The organism is Luteimonas sp. WGS1318 (genome assembly GCF_043187535.1).
Lineage (GTDB): Bacteria > Pseudomonadota > Gammaproteobacteria > Xanthomonadales > Xanthomonadaceae > Luteimonas.
This window is the reverse complement of record NZ_CP171131.1, coordinates 2,499,304-2,516,492: the sequence shown is the minus strand read 5'-3', so window position 1 is coordinate 2,516,492 and position 17,189 is coordinate 2,499,304. Positions and strand designations below refer to the sequence as shown.

The 17,189-nt window shown below is 69.6% G+C and carries 15 protein-coding genes; 3 read left to right on the top strand and 12 right to left on the bottom strand.

Annotation, left to right across the window (positions count from 1 at the left end; all coding sequences use genetic code 11):
- Window positions 1–10: 10 nt before the first annotated feature.
- Both ACF3M1_RS11545 and ACF3M1_RS11540 read left to right on the top strand, forming a co-directional pair.
- On the top strand, window positions 11–370 hold the full coding sequence (locus tag ACF3M1_RS11545) for a DUF4870 domain-containing protein (protein WP_394000783.1): 360 nt from the start codon (window positions 11–13) through the stop codon (window positions 368–370).
- Window positions 371–532: 162 nt separating this feature from the next.
- Window positions 533–973, top strand: coding sequence for a DUF4870 domain-containing protein (locus tag ACF3M1_RS11540; protein ID WP_394000781.1), 441 nt, complete (start codon window positions 533–535; stop codon window positions 971–973).
- A 195-nt stretch (window positions 974–1,168) separates the two neighbouring features.
- On the opposite strand, the gene ACF3M1_RS11535 is transcribed toward ACF3M1_RS11540, so the two are convergent.
- The 3 genes from ACF3M1_RS11535 to tilS are packed head-to-tail and all read right to left on the bottom strand — an operon-like array spanning window position 1,169 to window position 3,668.
- Window positions 1,169–2,071, bottom strand: a complete 903-nt coding sequence (locus ACF3M1_RS11535) for a polyprenyl synthetase family protein (protein WP_394000779.1) — start codon at window positions 2,069–2,071, stop codon at window positions 1,169–1,171.
- Window positions 2,064–2,333, bottom strand: a complete 270-nt coding sequence (locus ACF3M1_RS11530; protein WP_394000777.1) for an exodeoxyribonuclease VII small subunit — start codon at window positions 2,331–2,333, stop codon at window positions 2,064–2,066. Before ACF3M1_RS11530 ends, ACF3M1_RS11535 begins: the two co-directional genes overlap by 8 nt.
- Before the next feature lie 9 nt (window positions 2,334–2,342).
- Window positions 2,343–3,668, bottom strand: coding sequence for a tRNA lysidine(34) synthetase TilS (tilS, locus tag ACF3M1_RS11525; RefSeq protein ID WP_394000775.1), 1,326 nt, complete (start codon window positions 3,666–3,668; stop codon window positions 2,343–2,345).
- 106 nt (window positions 3,669–3,774) lie between these two features.
- On the opposite strand from tilS, the gene ACF3M1_RS11520 reads away from it, so the two are divergent.
- Window positions 3,775–4,836: an NADH:flavin oxidoreductase/NADH oxidase gene (locus ACF3M1_RS11520; RefSeq protein ID WP_394000773.1), complete on the top strand. Its 1,062-nt coding sequence runs from the start codon at window positions 3,775–3,777 to the stop codon at window positions 4,834–4,836.
- A 4-nt stretch (window positions 4,837–4,840) separates the two neighbouring features.
- Here the strand turns inward: ACF3M1_RS11520 and ACF3M1_RS11515 are convergent, their stop codons facing one another.
- The 9 genes from ACF3M1_RS11515 to bamA all read right to left on the bottom strand — a co-directional run bounded on the left by ACF3M1_RS11515 (window position 4,841) and on the right by bamA (window position 17,161).
- The gene (locus ACF3M1_RS11515) at window positions 4,841–5,581 is read right to left on the bottom strand and encodes a tetratricopeptide repeat protein (protein WP_394000771.1); all 741 of its coding nucleotides are present in this window, start codon (window positions 5,579–5,581) and stop codon (window positions 4,841–4,843) included.
- A gap of 13 nt (window positions 5,582–5,594) precedes the next feature.
- On the bottom strand, window positions 5,595–6,554 hold the full coding sequence (locus tag ACF3M1_RS11510) for an acetyl-CoA carboxylase carboxyltransferase subunit alpha (protein WP_394000769.1): 960 nt from the start codon (window positions 6,552–6,554) through the stop codon (window positions 5,595–5,597).
- A 183-nt stretch (window positions 6,555–6,737) separates the two neighbouring features.
- Window positions 6,738–10,268, bottom strand: a complete 3,531-nt coding sequence (gene dnaE, locus ACF3M1_RS11505; RefSeq protein WP_394000767.1) for a DNA polymerase III subunit alpha — start codon at window positions 10,266–10,268, stop codon at window positions 6,738–6,740.
- Window positions 10,269–10,386: 118 nt separating this feature from the next.
- Entirely contained in the window at window positions 10,387–11,022 is a 636-nt protein-coding gene (gene rnhB, locus ACF3M1_RS11500; protein ID WP_394000765.1) for a ribonuclease HII, read from the bottom strand.
- Window positions 11,019–12,275 carry a lipid-A-disaccharide synthase gene (lpxB, locus tag ACF3M1_RS11495; RefSeq protein WP_394000763.1) on the bottom strand — a complete coding sequence of 419 codons (1,257 nt, stop codon included), beginning with the start codon at window positions 12,273–12,275 and terminating at the stop codon, window positions 11,019–11,021. Before lpxB ends, rnhB begins: the two co-directional genes overlap by 4 nt.
- 47 nt (window positions 12,276–12,322) lie before the next feature.
- Window positions 12,323–13,108, bottom strand: coding sequence for an acyl-ACP--UDP-N-acetylglucosamine O-acyltransferase (gene lpxA, locus ACF3M1_RS11490; RefSeq protein ID WP_394000761.1), 786 nt, complete (start codon window positions 13,106–13,108; stop codon window positions 12,323–12,325).
- 1 nt (window position 13,109) lies between these two features.
- Window positions 13,110–13,565 carry a 3-hydroxyacyl-ACP dehydratase FabZ gene (gene fabZ / locus ACF3M1_RS11485; protein ID WP_394000759.1) on the bottom strand — a complete coding sequence of 152 codons (456 nt, stop codon included), beginning with the start codon at window positions 13,563–13,565 and terminating at the stop codon, window positions 13,110–13,112.
- Window positions 13,562–14,575, bottom strand: coding sequence for a UDP-3-O-(3-hydroxymyristoyl)glucosamine N-acyltransferase (lpxD, locus tag ACF3M1_RS11480; protein ID WP_394005252.1), 1,014 nt, complete (start codon window positions 14,573–14,575; stop codon window positions 13,562–13,564). Before lpxD ends, fabZ begins: the two co-directional genes overlap by 4 nt.
- Before the next feature lie 36 nt (window positions 14,576–14,611).
- Window positions 14,612–17,161, bottom strand: coding sequence for an outer membrane protein assembly factor BamA (gene bamA / locus ACF3M1_RS11475; RefSeq protein WP_394000757.1), 2,550 nt, complete (start codon window positions 17,159–17,161; stop codon window positions 14,612–14,614).
- Window positions 17,162–17,189: the final 28 nt, after the last annotated feature.

Sequence of the window (17,189 nt, the reverse complement as noted above, 5' to 3'; positions counted from 1 at the left end):
GGGGAATGCCATGGATCCGTACACCGACACACCCGTCGCCGGCGCCAGCCAGGACGACCGCACCATCGCGATGCTGACCCACCTGTCGGGCATCATCTTCAGCTTCGTTGTTCCGCTGGTGGTCTGGCTGATCAACAAGGACAAGCCCGAGAAGGGCTTCCTGGTGGACCAGTCGAAGGAAGCGCTGAACTTCCAGATCACCCTGCTGATCGGCTATCTGATCGGCACGGTGCTGACGATCATCCTGATCGGCGCGCTGATCAATTTCGCGCTGTGGGTGGTATGCATCGTCTTCAGCGTGATCGCCGCGCTCAAGGCCAATGCGGGCGAAGCCTACCGGTATCCGGTGGCGCTGCGCCTGGTCAAGTAAGCGCGCTCACCGCGACTGCCCAGGGCCCCGGCGCGCGCGGCGGGGCCTTTTTGTGTCTGCAGCACGCGCGTCTGCGTGTGTGCCGACCGTGTCATCGGTTGGGTTGCGCGCCGCGTCAGCGGCGCCATAGTGGCTACACGACCCCGTTCGAAGGAGCACGCGATGTACGCACAGGTTTCGCAGTCCGCCCCCGCCGCCGGCGAGCGCCAGTGGGCTGCCGGCGTCCACGTCGGAGCGCTGGTGCTCGCACTGATGACCAGCTGGATCTCCGGCGCGGCCGGCGCGGCCGTGGCCGGCGTCGTCTATCTGGTCAAGCGCGACGAGAGCCCATTCGTCGCCGCGCACGCGCTCGAGGCGCTGAACTTCAACATCAGCATGTTCCTCTACACCTGCGCGGTGGTGGTGATGGGCGTCGCCCTGCTCGGCGCCACCGTGCTGACCCTCGGTCTCGGTGTGATCGTCACCCTGCCGCTGGGCCTGGTGCTGGTGGCCGCGGCCTGTGCGCTGGCGCTGGCGTGGCTGGTGTGCAGCATCGTCGCCGCGATCCGCGCCTGGAACGGCGAGGCCTATCGGTATCCGCTGACGATCCGGCTGGTGCGCTGATCGTCTGGCACGCGACCGTGCAGGCGCGTTGCGTCTGCCGGCGCGGGCCTGAGACCGGCGGCGTCACGAGATGCGCCGGTCATTCGATGGGATTCGTTCGCGGGTAAGGCCGGTCCACCACGCGGCGCGACGGATGCGCGCCGCGGCGGGCGCATCCGTTCACTCCGATCGCCCCCTGCGCCAGCGTCGGCGGGCTCAGTGGTCGCGGTCGATCGCGCGGCGGCCGAGTTCGGCCAGCGGCGCGGCGGCCGCCCCGAACGGAGCCAGCGCATCGCGCATGCGTGATGCGAGCTCGTCCAGGCGCGCGCGCGAGGCCGCCACGCCGATCAGGGCCGGAAACGTGGCCTTGTCCTGGGCGACGTCCTTGCCCGCGGTCTTGCCCAGCGTGGCGCTGTCGCCCTCGATGTCGAGCAGGTCGTCGCGGATCTGGAACGCCAGGCCGAGCGCGGACGCGAAATCGTCCAGCTGTGCTCGCGTGCCGGCATCGATGCCCGCCGCGAGTGCGCCGAGTGCGACCGAAGCGCGCAGCAGCGCGCCGGTCTTCATCGCGTGCAGGCGTTCGAGTGCGGTCACGTCGATCGAATCACCGTCGCCGGTCGCGGCCAGATCGAGGGCCTGACCGCCGCACATGCCGCTCGCGCCGGACGCGCGCGCCAGTGCGGCGACCATCGCCAGGCGGGTGCCATCGGACAGCGCGGCGGCATCGGCCAGCGTGGCGAACGCAAGCGTCTGCAGCGCGTCGCCGGCGAGGATGGCCGTGGCCTCGTCGAAGGCCACATGCACCGTCGGCTGACCGCGTCGCAGCGCGTCGTCGTCCATGGCCGGCAGGTCGTCGTGCACCAGCGAATAGGCGTGGATCAGTTCCACGGCGACGGCCGGCGCGTCGGCGACACCCGGCGCCGCGCCGAAGGCCTCGGCGGTCGCGTGCACCAGCAGCGGCCGCATGCGCTTGCCACCCAGCAGCACCGCATGGCACATCGCGGCATGCAGGCGCGGCTCGCTGTCACGGGTGGTGTCGAGCGCGCACTGCAGCGCGGCGTCGGTGCGGTCGCGCCAGGCGGCGATGCGGGGATCGACCGCGTGCGACGCGTCAGGCATCGGACGCGTCGGTGTCCGGAGCGCCGAACGGCTGGGCGCGCTCCGGCGCGGCCGGGTCGCTGAGCAGCTTGACGCGCAGTTCGGCGTCTTCGAGCGCCTGCTGGCAGCGCCTGTACAGGCCGACGCCGCGCTCGTAGGCACCGAGCGAGTCCTCGAGCGTCATCTCGCCACCTTCCATCGACTCGACCAGGGTTTCGAGCTGGGTGAGCGCGGTTTCGAAATCGGCGACCGGGGACGGCGCCTTGGCGGGGGTCTTGGGCATGGCGCAATTCTAAGCGATCGGCCTGTCGTCGGCCCGTGCCGCGCTGTGCCAGGTCAGCCTGCGTCCGCCGTCGCGCAGCCAGGTGTCGAAGTCGCGGTCGAAGGCCAGGTCGCCGGCCGCCAGCACCCGGCCCGCGGCGTCGGTCAGCAGCGGCAGACGGGCGCGGAGCCACGGCGGCACGCCGAGGTCCTGCAGCACGTGCCGGAGCGCGTGCGAATGCGTGCGTCCCGGCAGTGCGATGCGCTCGCCGCCGCGCCGGGCCAGCACCCGCCAGTGCACGGCGGCGTCCAGCGGACCCTCGAATCGCAGGGTGTCGCCGTCGGGCAGTGCCAGCGGCGCGCTCGCGGTCCACGCGACGTCGAAGTCCTCGGGCAATGGCGGGCGGATCGGCGCGGCGTGCAGCAGATCGCGCCAGCGTTGCAGGCGGTACCCGGCCCAGTCGAAGACGGGCGTGCGGTCGTCCGCGGCCCGGTCGAGCGTGGCATCGCACCAGGCGGCGCCCTGCCGCGGCAGCGGCGCGAGGCCACGTTCCAGGATCCAGCGGCGCAGCACCCGGCCACGCCGCGCGGACGGCAGGGGGTGCAAGCGTTCGACCCGCAGAACCGCCGGATCCAGCGTGCGCGCATCGGCCAGCGCGTTCGCATCGTCGGCATCGAGCAGGGCGATGCTCTCGGCCTGCAGCCCGGCGACGTCGGCCAGTGCAGCCCCGGCCTGCGGCCAGCGTGTGCGCAGCAGCGGCAGGATCCGGTTGCGGACGAAGTTGCGGTCGGCCCCGTCCTCGTCGTTGCTGGGATCGTCGATCCAGCGCAGGCCGTGTGCATCGGCATAGGCCTGCAGCGCACTGCGCGGCAGCGCCAGGAACGGTCGCCACAGCCAGCCGTCGCCGAAGCGGCGGGCGCCGGCCATGCCGGCCAGCCCATCGGGGCCCGACGCGCGCAGTGCGCGAAGCAGGACGGTCTCCGCCTGGTCGTCGCGATGGTGCGCCAGGGCCATGACGCCACCCGGCGGCAGATGCGCGGCGAACGCGGCATGGCGTGCCGTGCGCGCGGCCGCTTCGAGCCCGCGTCCGCTGTCGCGCGGCACCGTGACCCGCACGCTGTCGAGATCGATGCCCCAGTCCGCGCAGACCGTCGCGCAGTGGGCCGCCCATCCGTCCGCGCCGGGCTGCAGGCCGTGATGCACGTGGATCGCGCGCAGGCCGGTCGCGCGGATGCCGGGTGCGTGCGCCAGCCGGTGCAGCAGCACCGTGGAATCGAGCCCGCCGCTGAAACCCACGCGTACGGGGCCCGGCGAGGGCGGCGTGGACAGTGGCAGGACGGGTGGCGTCGACGGCATCGGCGCATGGTGCCATGCACCGGAATGCTGCGATCCGGTCGCGGCCTCGCGAGGCCGCGTGCGGCGGCCTACAGTCCACGGCTCCCTCGTACCGGAAGTGCGCCGCATGTCCGTCCTGTTCTCGCCGCTGCCGCAACGCGGCCTCGTGTTGCGCAACCGCATCGCGGTCTCGCCGATGTGCCAGTACAGCGCGGTCGACGGCCTGCCCGACACCTGGCATCTGGTGCACCTGGGCAGCCGCGCGGTCGGCGGCGCCGGCCTGGTGATGACCGAGGCGGCCGCGGTCTCGCCCGAGGGCCGGATTTCGCCGGACGACGCCGGCCTCTGGAACGATGCGCAGGCGCAGGCCTGGGCCCCGATCGCCGCATTCCTGCGCGCCCAGGGCGCGGTGCCAGCCGTGCAGCTGGCGCACGCCGGGCGCAAGGCCAGCACGTTCGCGCCGTGGCGTGGACGTGGCGCGGTGCCGGTCACCGATGGTGGCTGGCCGGTCGTGGCGCCGTCGGCGCTGGCCTACAACGCGGACTATCCGTCGCCGCAGGCGCTCGACGCGGCGGGCATCGCGCGGGTCGTCGACGATTTCCGCGCAAGCGCGGTGCGCGCACTGGATGCAGGCTTCGAAGTCGTCGAACTCCACGCCGCGCACGGCTATCTGTTGCACCAGTTCCTGTCGCCGCTGTCGAACACGCGCGACGATGGCTGGGGCGGCAGTTTCGACAATCGCGTGCGTGTCGTGCTCGACGTCGTCGATGCGGTGCGCGGGGTCTGGCCGGAGCGTCTACCGCTGTGGGTGCGCATCTCGGCGAGCGACTGGGTCGAGGGCGGTTGGGATATCGAGCAGAGCGTCGAACTGGCGCGGTTGCTCAAGGATCGCGGCGTGGATCTCGTCGACACCTCCAGCGGCGGCCTGTCGCCGTTGCAGTCGATCGACGCGGTGCCGGATTACCAGGTGCCGTTCGCGCGCCGCATCCGCGAGGACGTCGGCATCGCAACCGGCGCGGTGGGTCTGATCACGACGCCGGCACAGGCCGAGCGCATCGTCGCCGACGGCGATGCCGACATCGTGCTGCTGGCACGCGAACTGCTGCGCGACCCGTATTTCCCGCGTCGTGCGGCGCGCGCGCTCGGCGTCGAGATCGAGACGCCGGACCAGTACCTGCGCGCTTGGTGAGAATTCAGGCGCGCGATTCGCGCTTGGCGATCTCGACCCACTCGCGCTGTTCGCGGCGGTAGTACGCAGGCGCCAGATCGACGCGGCGCAGCGTGTCGGCGTACAGCGCTTTCGCCTTGTCCGTCTGACCGTGGCGCTGCAGCAGGCCCGCGTAGCGGACCCGGGCTTCTTCACCGGGATAGTCCTGGATCAGTGCTTCGTATTCTTCGACGGCGGCCGCGAAATCGTCGCCGGCTTCGACCGCGCGGGCGTAGAGCAGATGACCGTCGTGCGAACGGAAGTCGGGATTCGCGGCGATCAAGGCGTCGAGCGTTTCGCGCGCGGCGGACGGTTCGCCGCGATGGAACTGTGCCTGCGCCAGGCCGAGCATCAGCGTCGGATCGGTCGCGTACAGGCCGCGCAGGGCCTCGCGGTACAAGGTTTCTGCGCCGGCGTAGTCGCCAGCGTCGAGCTTGCGTTCGGCGAGCCGGCGGCGGTTGTCGAGCGTGTCGGCGATCTCCAGATCGCGGCTCGCCGCGCGCGTGTGGCGCGTCGGATCGATCCGGTCGCGCACACGTCCCAACGCGCGGTTCGCGCTGCGGTGGCTGCGCAGTTCGGGCAGCACTTCGGCGAGCAGGTACACCAGCACGCCGATGTAGGAGCCGATCAGCAGGATGAAGATCCAGTACAGCGGCCGGCCGGTGCGGACCACGTGCACGCCGCAGCCGATCTGCAGCAGGATCGAGAGCAACAGGATCGGACCCATGGAAACGCTCCGCTCAGGCCGCCTCGTACGCCCCGTAGCTGCGCAGGCGCTCGTAGCGGCGCTGCAGCAGCGTCTCGACCGGCAACTGCTCGAGCTGGTCCAGCTCGTTCATCAGCAAGGCCTTGAGACGCGTCGCGGTTTGACGCGGATTGCGGTGCGCACCGCCGATCGGCTCGCGCAGCACCTTGTCGACCAGGCCCAGCGACTTCAGGCGTTTGGCGGTCAAGCCGAGCTGTTCGGCCGCGTCGCGCGCCTTGGCCGGGTCCTTCCACAGGATCGACGCGCAGCCTTCGGGCGAGATCACAGAATAGGTGCTGTATTCGAGCATCACGGTGCGGTCGCCGACGCCGATCGCCAGCGCGCCGCCGGAGCCGCCTTCGCCGATCACGGTGCAGATGATCGGCGTCTTGAGCTCGGCCATCTCCAGCAGGTTGCGCGCGATGGCTTCGGACTGGCCGCGCTCCTCCGCGCCGATGCCGGGGTAGGCGCCGGGCGTGTCGATGAAGGTCAGCAGCGGCAGCTTGAAGCGCTCGGCCATCTTCATCAGGCGCAGCGCCTTGCGGTACCCCTCGGGCCGCGGCATGCCGAAATTGCGGCGCACCTTGGTCTTGGTGTCGCGGCCTTTCTGGTGGCCGATGATGACCACACTGCGGCCGTCGATGCGGCCGAGGCCGCCGACGATGGCGGCATCGTCGGAATACGCGCGATCGCCGGCCAGCTCCTCGAACTCGTCGCAGAAGGCCTTGATGTAGTCGAGGGTGTAGGGGCGCTGCGGGTGGCGCGCCAGCTGCGACACCTGCCACGGCGTGAGGTCGCGGAAGATGTGGGCGGTGCGCTTGCGCAGCTTGTCGCGCAGCGTCGCCAGTTCGGCATCGATGTTGACCGCGGGGCCGTCGCTGGCCTTGCGCAGTTCCTGGATCTTGGCTTCCAGGTCGGCGATGGGCTGCTCGAAATCGAGGTAGTTCGGATTCATTCGGTGGCGCGTCCGGTAGGGAGCGACCGCGGCGCGGGCCCGGGCGCGAGGCGCCACGCGGGCCGGCCCCGGGGCCGGAAAGGGCGACAGTCTAGCCGACCGCGCCCGGCAGGGCCGTACGCGGGCGTCTGGGCCGCAGATCGCCGCACGTTGGCGGATGTTGGGCGAAACAGTGCGACGGGTTCAGCCCGACCACGGCTTGGCCATGTCGAGCCGGGCGATGCGCACGCCCGGCTGCGCGCGCAAGGTGCCGGGCAGTTCGGCATCGGCGCGGATCGACTGCGTGCCGTTGACCTCCAGCGTGCCGGCGGCGCCGGTGGGGAGCAGCAGATCCAGCCGCAGCGAGGTCCTGCCGGGGCGGTGCTGGGCCAGCACCTGTTCGACCCGCGCCATCGTGCCGGGCACGCGCAGATCGAGGCGCAGCGACAGCCGCCGCGCGTGCTCGGGACAGACGGCATGGAAGTCCCAGCAGCGCTTCACGCGCAGCGCGAAGCCGCCGCTGAACTCGTCCTCGCGCAGCCCGCCTTCGACGATCAGGATGCGGTCGCGGGTGAGCAGGTGCGCGTACTCGCTGGACGCATCGGCGAAGAACCCGCATTCCAGCCGACCGCGGCCGTCTTCGAGCAGCACGAAGGCCTGCGACTCGCCGCGCTTGCGGATCGACGTGACCTGGCCGGCGATGATGACCGGGGTTTCGGGCCGCCAGCTGTTGCCGCCGCCCTTGGTGTCGCGCGCCGCCCAGAGGCTGTCGAGCTGGCCCAGATCCGTGCCGACCAGCGCCTGCAGCTCCTCGCGGTAGGGATCGAGCGGATGTCCGCTGAGATAGTGGCCCAGCGTCTCGCGCTCGCCCTCAAGCTTCTGCTTGAGCGGCCATTCCTCGCATTCGGGCAGTTCGATGTGCAGTGCATCGTCGCCGCCGGCGCTGCTGCCGAACATGTCGACGATGCCCGCATTGCGGTTGCGCGTGAGCTGGTCGGTCGCCTTCAGCGCCTCGGGCAGCTGCAGCATCAGCGAGGCGCGGTTCTTGCCCAGCGCATCGAGCGCGCCGGCATTGATCAGCGCTTCGAGCGTGCGCTTGTTCATGCGCGCGGAGTCCACGCGTCGGCAGAAATCCAGGATGTCGGTGTACACGCCGCCCTGTACCCGCGCCCCGACGATGTTCTCGCAGGCGCCGCGGCCGACGCCCTTCACCGCGCCGAGGCCGTAGCGGATGGTCTGCGGATCGATGGCTTCGAACATGAAGGCCGACGCGTTGACGTCCGGCGGCAGCACCTCCAGGCCCATCGTCCGCGCTTCGGTCAGGAAGCCGGTGACCTTGTCGGTGTTGTCCATGTCCGAGGACAGCACCGCGGCCATGAACTCGGCCGGGTAGTGCACCTTGAGCCACGCGGTCTGGTAGGCCACCAGCGCGTACGCGGCCGAGTGCGACTTGTTGAAGCCGTACTCGGCGAATTTTTCCATCAGATCGAAGATCGACGTCGCGACCCGCGGGTCGACGCCGTTCTCGGCCGAGCCCGCCTCGAACTTGGCGCGCTCCTTGGCCATTTCCTCGGCCTTCTTCTTGCCCATCGCGCGACGCAGCAGATCCGCGCCGCCCAGCGAATAGCCGGCCAGGACCTGGGCGATCTGCATCACCTGTTCCTGGTAGACGATGACGCCGTAGGTCGGCGAGAGCACGGGTTCCAGCGACGGATGCGGGTAGGTCACGTCCGTGCGGCCGTGCTTGCGGTCGACCCATTCCTTGTCCATCCCCGAGCCCAGCGGGCCGGGCCGGAACAGCGCGGCGAGCGCGATGATGTCCTCGAAGGTGTCGGGCTGGGCGCGTTTGAGCAGCTCGCGCATGCCGCGCGATTCGAACTGGAACACCGCGACCGTGTCGCCGCGCGCGAACAGTTTGTAGCTCTCGACGTCGTCGAGCGGCAGCGCGGCGATGTCCAGCGGCGCCTCGCCGGCCGCCGCGCGGCGCGCGTTGATCGCCTTGACCGCCCAGTCGATGATGGTGAGCGTGCGCAGGCCGAGGAAGTCGAACTTCACCAGGCCGACCGATTCGACGTCGTCCTTGTCGAGCTGGGTGACCGGGTTGCGGCCACGGCCGCCCTCGTCGTGTTCGGCGAACAGCGGGCAGAAATCCGACAGCGGCGACGGCGCGATGACCACACCGCCGGCGTGCTTGCCGGCGTTGCGGGTCAGGTCCTCGAGCTGCAGCGCGAGATCGAGCAGGTCGCGGACGTCGTCCTCGTCGTTGTAGCGCGCGATCAGTTCGTCCGAGCGCCAGGCGTCATCGCTGCGCGACTTCTCGGTGCGGCCCAGCGCATCGTCGAGGCCGATGCCGAGCGTCATCGGCACCAGTTTGGCGACGCCGTCGACGAAGCCGTAGGGATAGCCCAGCACGCGGCCGGAATCGCGCACCACGGCCTTCGCGGCCATCGTGCCGTAGGTGATGATCTGGCTGACGCGGTCGCGTCCGTACTTCGCGGCGACGTAGTCGATGACCTCGTCGCGCCGGTCCATGCAGAAGTCGATGTCGAAGTCGGGCATCGACACGCGTTCGGGATTGAGGAAACGCTCGAACAGCAGGTCGTAGGGCAGCGGATCGATGTCGGTGATCTTCAGCGCCCACGCGACCAGCGAGCCCGCACCGGAACCGCGGCCGGGACCGACCGGAATGTCATGTTCCTTGGCCCACTTGATGAAGTCCGAGACGATCAGGAAGTAGCCCGGAAACCCCATTTTGGTGATGACGTCGAGTTCGACGTCGAGGCGCTCGATGTAGCTCTCTCGCGTGTGCCCGGGCGCCAGCGGGTATTTCGCCAGGCGTTCCTCCAGGCCCTCGTGCGCCTGGGCGCGGATCCAGGTGTCGAGCGTATGTTCGCTGGGCACCGGATACGCGGGCAGGTAGTACGTGCCCAGCCGCAATTCGAGATTGCAGCGCTGGGCGAGCGCGAGCGTGTTGTCGATCGCGTCGGGCACGTCGTCGAACAGCGCGGCCATCTCGTCGCCGGACTTCAGGTACTGCTCGCGCGTGTAGAGCTTCGGCCGACGCGGATCGTCGAGCACGCGGCCGGTGGCGATGCACACGCGCGCTTCGTGCGCGTCGAAGCCTTCGGCGTCGAGAAAGCGCGCGTCGTTGCCGGCGACCACAGGCAGCGACAGGTCCGACGACATCTGCAGCGCCAGGGCGTTGTGCACCGCCTCGTCGTCGAAGCCGCAGCGCGAGAGCTGCAGGAACAGGCGTTCGTCGAACACCTCGCGCCACTGCGACACCCACTGCCGGGCGAGGTCGTCGCGGCCGCCGGCCAGCAGCCGGCCGGCCGGCCCGTTGCGCCCCGCGATCGCGAACAGGCCCGTGTTGCAGTCGCGCAGCCACTCCGGGCGCACCACCACCCCGTCGGTTCGGTGGCCTTCCATCCACGCGCGCGTCAGCAGCCGCGACAGCGACAGGTAGCCGTCGTGGTCGCGACACAGCAGGGTCAGCGTCGACGCCGGATCGTCGCCTTCGGCGAGCGCGATGTCGGCGCCCATGACCGGCTTGATGCCCGCGCTCTCGGCGGCGCGGTAGAACTTGACCAGCGCGAACAGATTGTTGCGGTCGGTCAGCGCGACCGACGGCTGGCCGAGCTGCGCGCAGCGTTTGACCAGCCCCTTGATCCGGATCGTCGAATCGGAGAGCGAGTATTCGCTGTGGACGTGGAGATGGACGAAGCGCGCGGGCATTGCGATGGCGAGGCGGCCGGAGGGTCAGGGTAGGGCCCGGCCGGGGGGCGGACAAGGCTTGACAGGGCCGCAGGGGCGGCGCGCCGCGGCGCGGCCGCGTGCGCGACCCGGACGGCGTTCAGGCGATGGCGTCGGCCGCGAACAAGTCGGCCATCGGCGCGGGTGTGTCCGGGGCCGCGGGTGCCAGCAGGCGGGTCACCGGCGCGAAGCTCCGGCGATGATGGACGCATGGGCCGTGGGTCATCAGCGCGTCCAGATGCGCCGGCGCGCAGTAGCCCTTGTGCCGGTCGAAGCCGTAGTCGGGGAACTGCGCATGCAGCGCGACCATCGCGCGATCACGCGCGACCTTGGCGAGGATCGAGGCGGCCATGATCGCCTGTTCGATGGCATCGCCGCCGACGATCGCACGCGCCGGGCAGGGCAGTCCGGGCGGCACGCGATTGCCGTCCACCAGTACGCGCTCGGCGGCGGGCGCGAGCGCCTCGACCGCACGACGCATGCCCAGCAGGGTCGCCTGGTAGATGTTGATGCGGTCGATGTCTTCGACGCCGACGAACTCGATGCGCCACGCGAGCGCGTTGTCGACGATCTGCGGATACAGCGCCTCGCGGCGCTTCTCGGTGAGCTTCTTGGAATCGTCGAGGCCGTCGATCGGCCGGCGCGGATGCAGGATCACCGCGGCGACCACGACCGGGCCGGCCAGCGGCCCGCGGCCCGCCTCGTCGACGCCGGCGGTGCGCAGGCGTCGCGTCATGGCCTGCGCTCCGGTGTCGCGGGTGCGGGCAGGGCGGGCACGGCCAGACGCGCGACCGCTTCGGCCGCAGTCGCCGATGCGCCCTGGCGCAGTTGCAGATGCAGCTCGCGATAGACCGGCTGCACGTCATCGGCTGCTCGGGGGTCGCGGAACCAGTGCAGCACGGCGTCGGCGAGATTCTCTGCCGTGCAGGCCTCCTGCATGAACTCCGGCGCGATCGTGCGACCGGCGAGCACGTTGGGCAGCGAGAAGCGATCGACCTTCATCAGCTTGAACAGACGGACGAGAAACGCGGTGCTCGGCGCGATGCGGTAGCCCACGACCATCGGCCGCTTCGCGAGCAGCGCTTCCAGCGTCGCCGTGCCCGAGGCGAGCAGTACGACATCGCTGGCGACCATCGCGGTGCGTGCCTGGCCATCGATCACCTGCACGTCCATCGCGGCGAAACGCGGCTGCGCGAGCAGGGCGTCGATTGCGGCGCGGCAGGCGGCGTTCGCGGCCGGAACGACGATGCGCAGGCCCGGCAGGGCGGCGGCGACACGCGCGGCGGCGTCGAGAAAGACCTCGCCGAGCCGCCCGATCTCGCCCAGGCGCGATCCCGGCAGGACTGCGAGCACCGGTGCGTCGTGCGCGAATCCAAGCGCGTCGCGCGCAGCCGCGCGGTCGGGTTCCAGCGCGAGCATCTCCGCCAGCGGATGGCCGACGAAGCGCGCATCGACACCGTGCGTCGCATAGATCGGCGGCTCCATCGGGAACAGGCACAGCACCAGGTCGGCGCTGCGCCCGATCTTCGCCGCGCGGCCCTGGCGCCAGGCCCAGATCGAGGGGCTGACGTAGTGCACGGTGCGGATGCCGTGGTCCTTCAACGAGCGCTCGAGACCGAGATTGAAGTCGGGCGCGTCGATGCCGATGAAGACGTCCGGCCGCCAGCCGAGCACGCGTGCGCGTACGTCGCGGCGCAACCTGAGCAGACGCGGGAGATGCCGCAGCACTTCCGACAGGCCCATGACCGCCAGTTCGGTGGCGTCGTGCCAGGTCTCCATGCCCGCCGCACGCATCGCATCGCCACCCACACCCGCGAATTCGATATGCGGATGGCGCGCGCGCAGTTGTTCGATCAGTCCGGCGCCGAGCAGGTCGCCCGAGGCTTCGCCAGCCACCAGCGCCACGCGCAGCGGGGAGCCCGCGGGATTCGGGATTCGGGATTCGGGATTCGGCAAAGCCGTGTCGCGAGATCGTTGAGGTGAGCGCATTGTGCACTCCCGAATCCCCAATCCCGAATCCCCACTCCCGCGTCTGCTCACCGCAACAGCGGCCGCTCGCCTGCATCGATGAAATCGAGGAAGGCGCGCACGTCGTCGCTGTCATGCGCCATCTCGGCCAGGCGTGCGCGGGCATCGGCCAGTGAATCGCCCGACACGTAGACGGCGCGGTAGGCGCGCTTGATCGCCGAGGTGCGTGCGCCGTCGAAGCCGCGGCGCTTCAGGCCCTCGGCGTTGATGCCGCGCGGGCGGCCATAGCCGTCCTGCGCCACCATGACGAACGGCGGCACGTCGCCGTTGACGAACGCGCCCATGCCGATGAACGCATGCGCGCCGATGCGGCAGAACTGGTGGATGCCTGTGAAGCCGCTGAGGATCACGTGGTCGCCGACGGTGACATGCCCGGCCAGCGTCGCGTTGTTGGAGAACACGCAGTGGCTGCCGACGTTGCAGTCGTGGGCGACGTGGGTGTAGGCGAGGAACCAGTTGTCGTCGCCGATGCGGGTGACGCCGCCGCCGTCGCCTGTGCCGCGGTTGATCGTGACGAACTCGCGGATCGTGTTGCGGTCGCCGATCACCAGTTCGACGCGTTCGCCGGCGAACTTCTTGTCCTGCGGCTCGCCACCGATCGCGGCATGCCCGTGGATGTGGTTGCCCTGGCCGATGCGGGTGGGGCCGTGGATGCTGCAATGCGGGCCGACGATGGTGCCGTCACCGATCTCGACCTCGGCACCGATCAGGGTGAACGCGCCGATGCGGACATCCGCGCCCAGCCGCGCCCCGGGATCGACGACCGCAGTGGGGTGGATCGACGCGGCGGCCATGTCAGCGCTTGACCTCGGCGCAGAGGATCTCCGCGCAGGCCGCCTGCTCGCCGTCGACGCGGGCGATGCCCGAGTACATCGTCATGTTGCGGATCTCGCGCTTGATCGACACCTCGAGCTCCAGGCGATCACCGGGTACCACCATGCGCGAGAACTTGGCGGCGTCCACCTTGACCAGGTAGGACAGGTTGTCCTCGCAGCTCTTGCCGCGGGTGAGGTGGCTGAGGATGCCGCCCGCCTGCGCAAGTGCCTCGATCACCAGCACGCCCGGCATCACCGGATGAGCCGGGAAATGGCCCTGGAAGAACTGTTCGTTGGCCGAGACGTTCTTGTAGCAGAGCACACGCTTGCCGGCTTCGAACTCGACCACGCGGTCGACCAGCAGGAACGGATACCGGTGCGGCAGCAGCGCGTGGATGCCGTCGATGTGGATCGGCAGCTCGATGTGTTGCGTCATTCTTCCCCCTTGCCGAGCGCCGTGATGCGGCGCGCGAGCGAATCGAGCTGGCGGATCCGCACGGCATTCTTCCGCCACTCGCGCGTGGGCTGGGCAGGAATGCCGGCCGAATATTCGCCGGGCTCGGTGATGGATGCCGACACCATCGTCATCGCATGGACGACGACCTTGTCGCAGATTTCAAGATGCCCCGCGACGCCGACCTTGCCGGCGAGCAGGCAGTAGCGGCCGATGCGGGTGCTGCCGGCGATGCCGACGCAGCCCGCGACCGCGGTGTGCGCGCCGATGCGCACGTTGTGTCCGATCTGGATCAGGTTGTCGAGGCGCACGTCCTCCTCGATCACCGTGTCGTCGAGCGCGCCGCGGTCGATCGTGGTGTTGGCGCCGATGTCGCAGTCGTCGCCGATCACCACGCCGCCGAGCTGCGGCACGTTGATCCAGTGGCCGTCGTCCATCGCCAGGCCGAAGCCATCGGCGCCGAGCACGGCGCCGGGATGCAGCGTGACCCGCTTGCCCAGACGCACGCGTGCGACCAGGGTGACGCGCGCGACCAGGCGGCTGCCGTCGCCGACGATGCAGTCCTCGCCGATCACGCAGCCGGCGCCGATCGTCGCGCCCGCGCCCACGACGCTGCGCGCGCCGATGCTGACGTGCGGACCGATCGACGCGGTCGGGTCGATCTGCGCCGAAGTGTCGACGACCGCAGAAGGATGGATGCCGGCCGGCGCGGCCGCACGGGCTTCGAACAGCGCGGCGATGCGCGCATAGGCCACGTACGGATCGCGTGCGATCAGCGCGGTGCCGCTGTGGGCCGCGGCGTCCCCTTCGCGCAACACCACGATGCCGGCCCGGGTGTCGGCCAACTGCGGGCGGTAACGCGGATTGGACAGGAACGCGAGTTGGTCGGCCGTGGCCGCCGCGAGCGTCCCGACGCCGCCGACTTCGGTGTCGGCGGGGCCGTGGACGGTCAGGCCGAAGCGTTCGGCCAGCGCGGCAGCGCTGTATCGGATCGGCGGCTGTGCCATCGGGTCACCTCGCGGCGGCGATCAGAACGCGCCGCCGAAGGTGAACTGCAGGCGCTCGACCTCGTCGGCCTGCCGGATCAGGTCGCCTGCGCCGCCGCGGACTTCCTTCTGCTGGCGCAGCGGGTAGGCGTAGCTGATCGAGATCGGACCGACCGGTGCACGCCACATCAGCGCCACGCCGGCCGAGGCACGCAGTTCCTTCGCGTCCCAGCTGTCGACGTCCTTGTAGACGTTGCCGAAGTCGACGAAGGCCGAAATGCGGGCGGCCGGCGACTTGATCAGCTGCGGGAAGAACATCTCGACCGAACCGATGGTCTTCACCGATCCGCCGATCGCCTGCAGGAAGCTGCTGCCCAATGCGGTTTCGCGCGGGCCCAGGGTGTTGTCTCGGAAGCCGCGCACCGAGCGCGGACCACCGGCGTAGAAGTTCTCGAAGAACGGCAGGCCGGTCGCGGTCACGGTGCGGACGTAGTCGGCCGAGGCCGTCTCGCACGGGTCGCTCGGTGCCGGGCCGGGGATGGAAGTATCGATGAGGCCGTCGCCGGTGGTGTCGACGAGCGTCGGCGCGGTGAAGCACAGGTTGCGCACGACGTCACTGCCGTAGCTGTCGCCGTAACCGAGTTCGGCGCGCGTATTGAGCACCAGGTGACGGTTGATCGGCCAGTACTTGGAGATCTCGTAGTTGAGCTTGTAGTACTCGGCGGTCGAGCCGGGCAGGGTAGCCTCGAGCGAGACGCGCTGCATCATGCCGCGGGTCGGCTGCAGGAAGTCGTTGCGCGTGTCACGGGCCCAGGCCAGCTCGCTGCGCCAAGCGTGGAAGGTGCGCGAGCCGAACGCGTCGATGTAGTCGACGATCGATTCAGGTGAGGAGTTTTCGAACGCGAAGATCTGGTTGCGATCGACGCCGAACAGCAGTGAGATCGAGTCGTTCTCGGTCAGCGGAATGCCGAGGATCGTCTGGCCGGCGGCGCTGGTCGACGAGTACTGCGCGGTATTGAACTCGGAGTTGTCGAACTCGCGCCACCACAGGTTGTAGCCCAGCGACATGCCACCGTCGGTGAAGTACGGGTTCATGAACGAGAACGAGTAGCGCTGCAGGTAGACGTTGCGCTGCGCTTCCACCGAGACGCGGTTGCCGCTGCCGAGGAAGTTGTTCTGCGACAACTGCACCGACGTGGTCACGCCGGCGAGCTGCGAGTAGCCCAGGCCGAAGGTGAAGCTGCCGGACGTGGTCTCGGTGACGTTGAACACCACGTCGACTTCGTCGTTGCTGCCCGGGACCGGCTGGGTCTCGACGTTGACGCTGCCCGACTCGAAGTAGCCCAGGCGCTGCAGGCGGACCTTGGACCGGTCGACCGCGGCCTGCGAATACCAGCTGCCCTCGAACTGGCGCATCTCGCGGCGCATCACTTCGTCCGACGTGCGGCTGTTGCCCTTGAACTGGACGCGGCGCACCTGCACGCGCGGCCCGGGGACCACCTGCAGGTTGATCGCGACGGTGCGGTTCTCGCGGTCGATCTCCGGGATCGGATTGACCTGGGCGAAGGCGTAGCCGATGTTGCCGAGGGTCGCGACGATCGCGTCCGAACTCAGCTCGAGCAGCGCACGCGAGAACACCTGGTCCTTCTGCACGAAGACGCGGGTGCGGATCTCATCTTCGGGCAGCACCGTATTACCGGTGATCTGCACGTCCGACACCTTGTAGATCTCGCCTTCAGTGATGCCGGCGGTGATGAACATGTCGGCCTTGTCGGGGCTGATCGCGACCTGGATGCTGTCTTCGCTGAAATCGATGTAACCGCGGTCGAGGTAGAAGTTGTGCAGCTTCTCGCGGTCGCCTTCGAGCTTCTCGCGCGAATACTGGTCGTCGCGGCGGTACCAGCTGAGCCAGTTGGACTCGCCCGATTCCCAGCTGTCGGTCAGCGTGTCGAGATCGTAGATCTCGTTGCCGATGATGTTGATGTGGCGGATCTTGGCCGCCTTGCCTTCCTCGATGTTGATCGCGATGTCGACGCGGTTGCGGTCGAGACGCGACACCGTCGGCGTGATGCGCACGTTGTACTTGCCGCGGTTGTTGTACTGGCGCACCAGTTCCTGGGTCACGCGGTCGAGGTCGAGGCGGTCGAAGGTCTCGCCTTCGGACAGGCCGATGTCGTTGAGGCCGCGGGTCAGGTCCTCGGTCTTGATGTCCTTGTTGCCGGTCAGGGTCAGGCGGTTGATCGCCGGACGCTCGGTGACCGTGAACACCAGGATGTCGCCCTGGCGCGCGACCTGGATGTCCTCGAAGAAGCCGGTGCGGTAAAGCGCGCGGACCGCGTCGGAAATGCGGGTCGGGTTGACCGTGTCGCCGCGTTCCACCGGCAGGTAGGTGAACACCGTGCCGGCGCCGATGCGCTGCAGCCCGTCGACACGGATGTCGCTGACGGTGAACGTGCTGGCGGTGGGCGGTGCAAGCGGCGCCAGCGCGGGCGCATCCGTAGGCGCGTTGGCCGCCGTCTGGGCCCAGGCCGGAGCAGTGATCGCCGTGGCGAGGGCAAGGGCGAGCAGTCGGCGGTCGGGGAGTCGCGTCATTCTTTGGATCCGTCAGGGGAAGGGGTTC

Excerpts from the sequence above, each read along its gene's own strand:
- ACF3M1_RS11515 (WP_394000771.1), bottom strand. The coding sequence starts at position 5,581 with ATGGGTCCGATCCTGTTGCTCTCGATCCTGCTGCAGATCGGCTGCGGC.
- fabZ (WP_394000759.1), bottom strand. The coding sequence starts at position 13,565 with ATGACGCAACACATCGAGCTGCCGATCCACATCGACGGCATCCACGCG.
- ACF3M1_RS11530 (WP_394000777.1), bottom strand. The coding sequence starts at position 2,333 with ATGCCCAAGACCCCCGCCAAGGCGCCGTCCCCGGTCGCCGATTTCGAA.
- ACF3M1_RS11540 (WP_394000781.1), top strand. The coding sequence starts at position 533 with ATGTACGCACAGGTTTCGCAGTCCGCCCCCGCCGCCGGCGAGCGCCAG.
- ACF3M1_RS11545 (WP_394000783.1), top strand. The coding sequence starts at position 11 with ATGGATCCGTACACCGACACACCCGTCGCCGGCGCCAGCCAGGACGAC.
- lpxB (WP_394000763.1), bottom strand. The coding sequence starts at position 12,275 with ATGCGCTCACCTCAACGATCTCGCGACACGGCTTTGCCGAATCCCGAA.
- ACF3M1_RS11535 (WP_394000779.1), bottom strand. The coding sequence starts at position 2,071 with ATGCCTGACGCGTCGCACGCGGTCGATCCCCGCATCGCCGCCTGGCGC.
- dnaE (WP_394000767.1), bottom strand. The coding sequence starts at position 10,268 with ATGCCCGCGCGCTTCGTCCATCTCCACGTCCACAGCGAATACTCGCTC.
- rnhB (WP_394000765.1), bottom strand. The coding sequence starts at position 11,022 with ATGACGCGACGCCTGCGCACCGCCGGCGTCGACGAGGCGGGCCGCGGG.
- lpxA (WP_394000761.1), bottom strand. The coding sequence starts at position 13,108 with ATGGCCGCCGCGTCGATCCACCCCACTGCGGTCGTCGATCCCGGGGCG.
- ACF3M1_RS11510 (WP_394000769.1), bottom strand. The coding sequence starts at position 6,554 with ATGAATCCGAACTACCTCGATTTCGAGCAGCCCATCGCCGACCTGGAA.
- tilS (WP_394000775.1), bottom strand. The coding sequence starts at position 3,668 with ATGCCGTCGACGCCACCCGTCCTGCCACTGTCCACGCCGCCCTCGCCG.
- bamA (WP_394000757.1), bottom strand. The coding sequence starts at position 17,161 with ATGACGCGACTCCCCGACCGCCGACTGCTCGCCCTTGCCCTCGCCACG.
- ACF3M1_RS11520 (WP_394000773.1), top strand. The coding sequence starts at position 3,775 with ATGTCCGTCCTGTTCTCGCCGCTGCCGCAACGCGGCCTCGTGTTGCGC.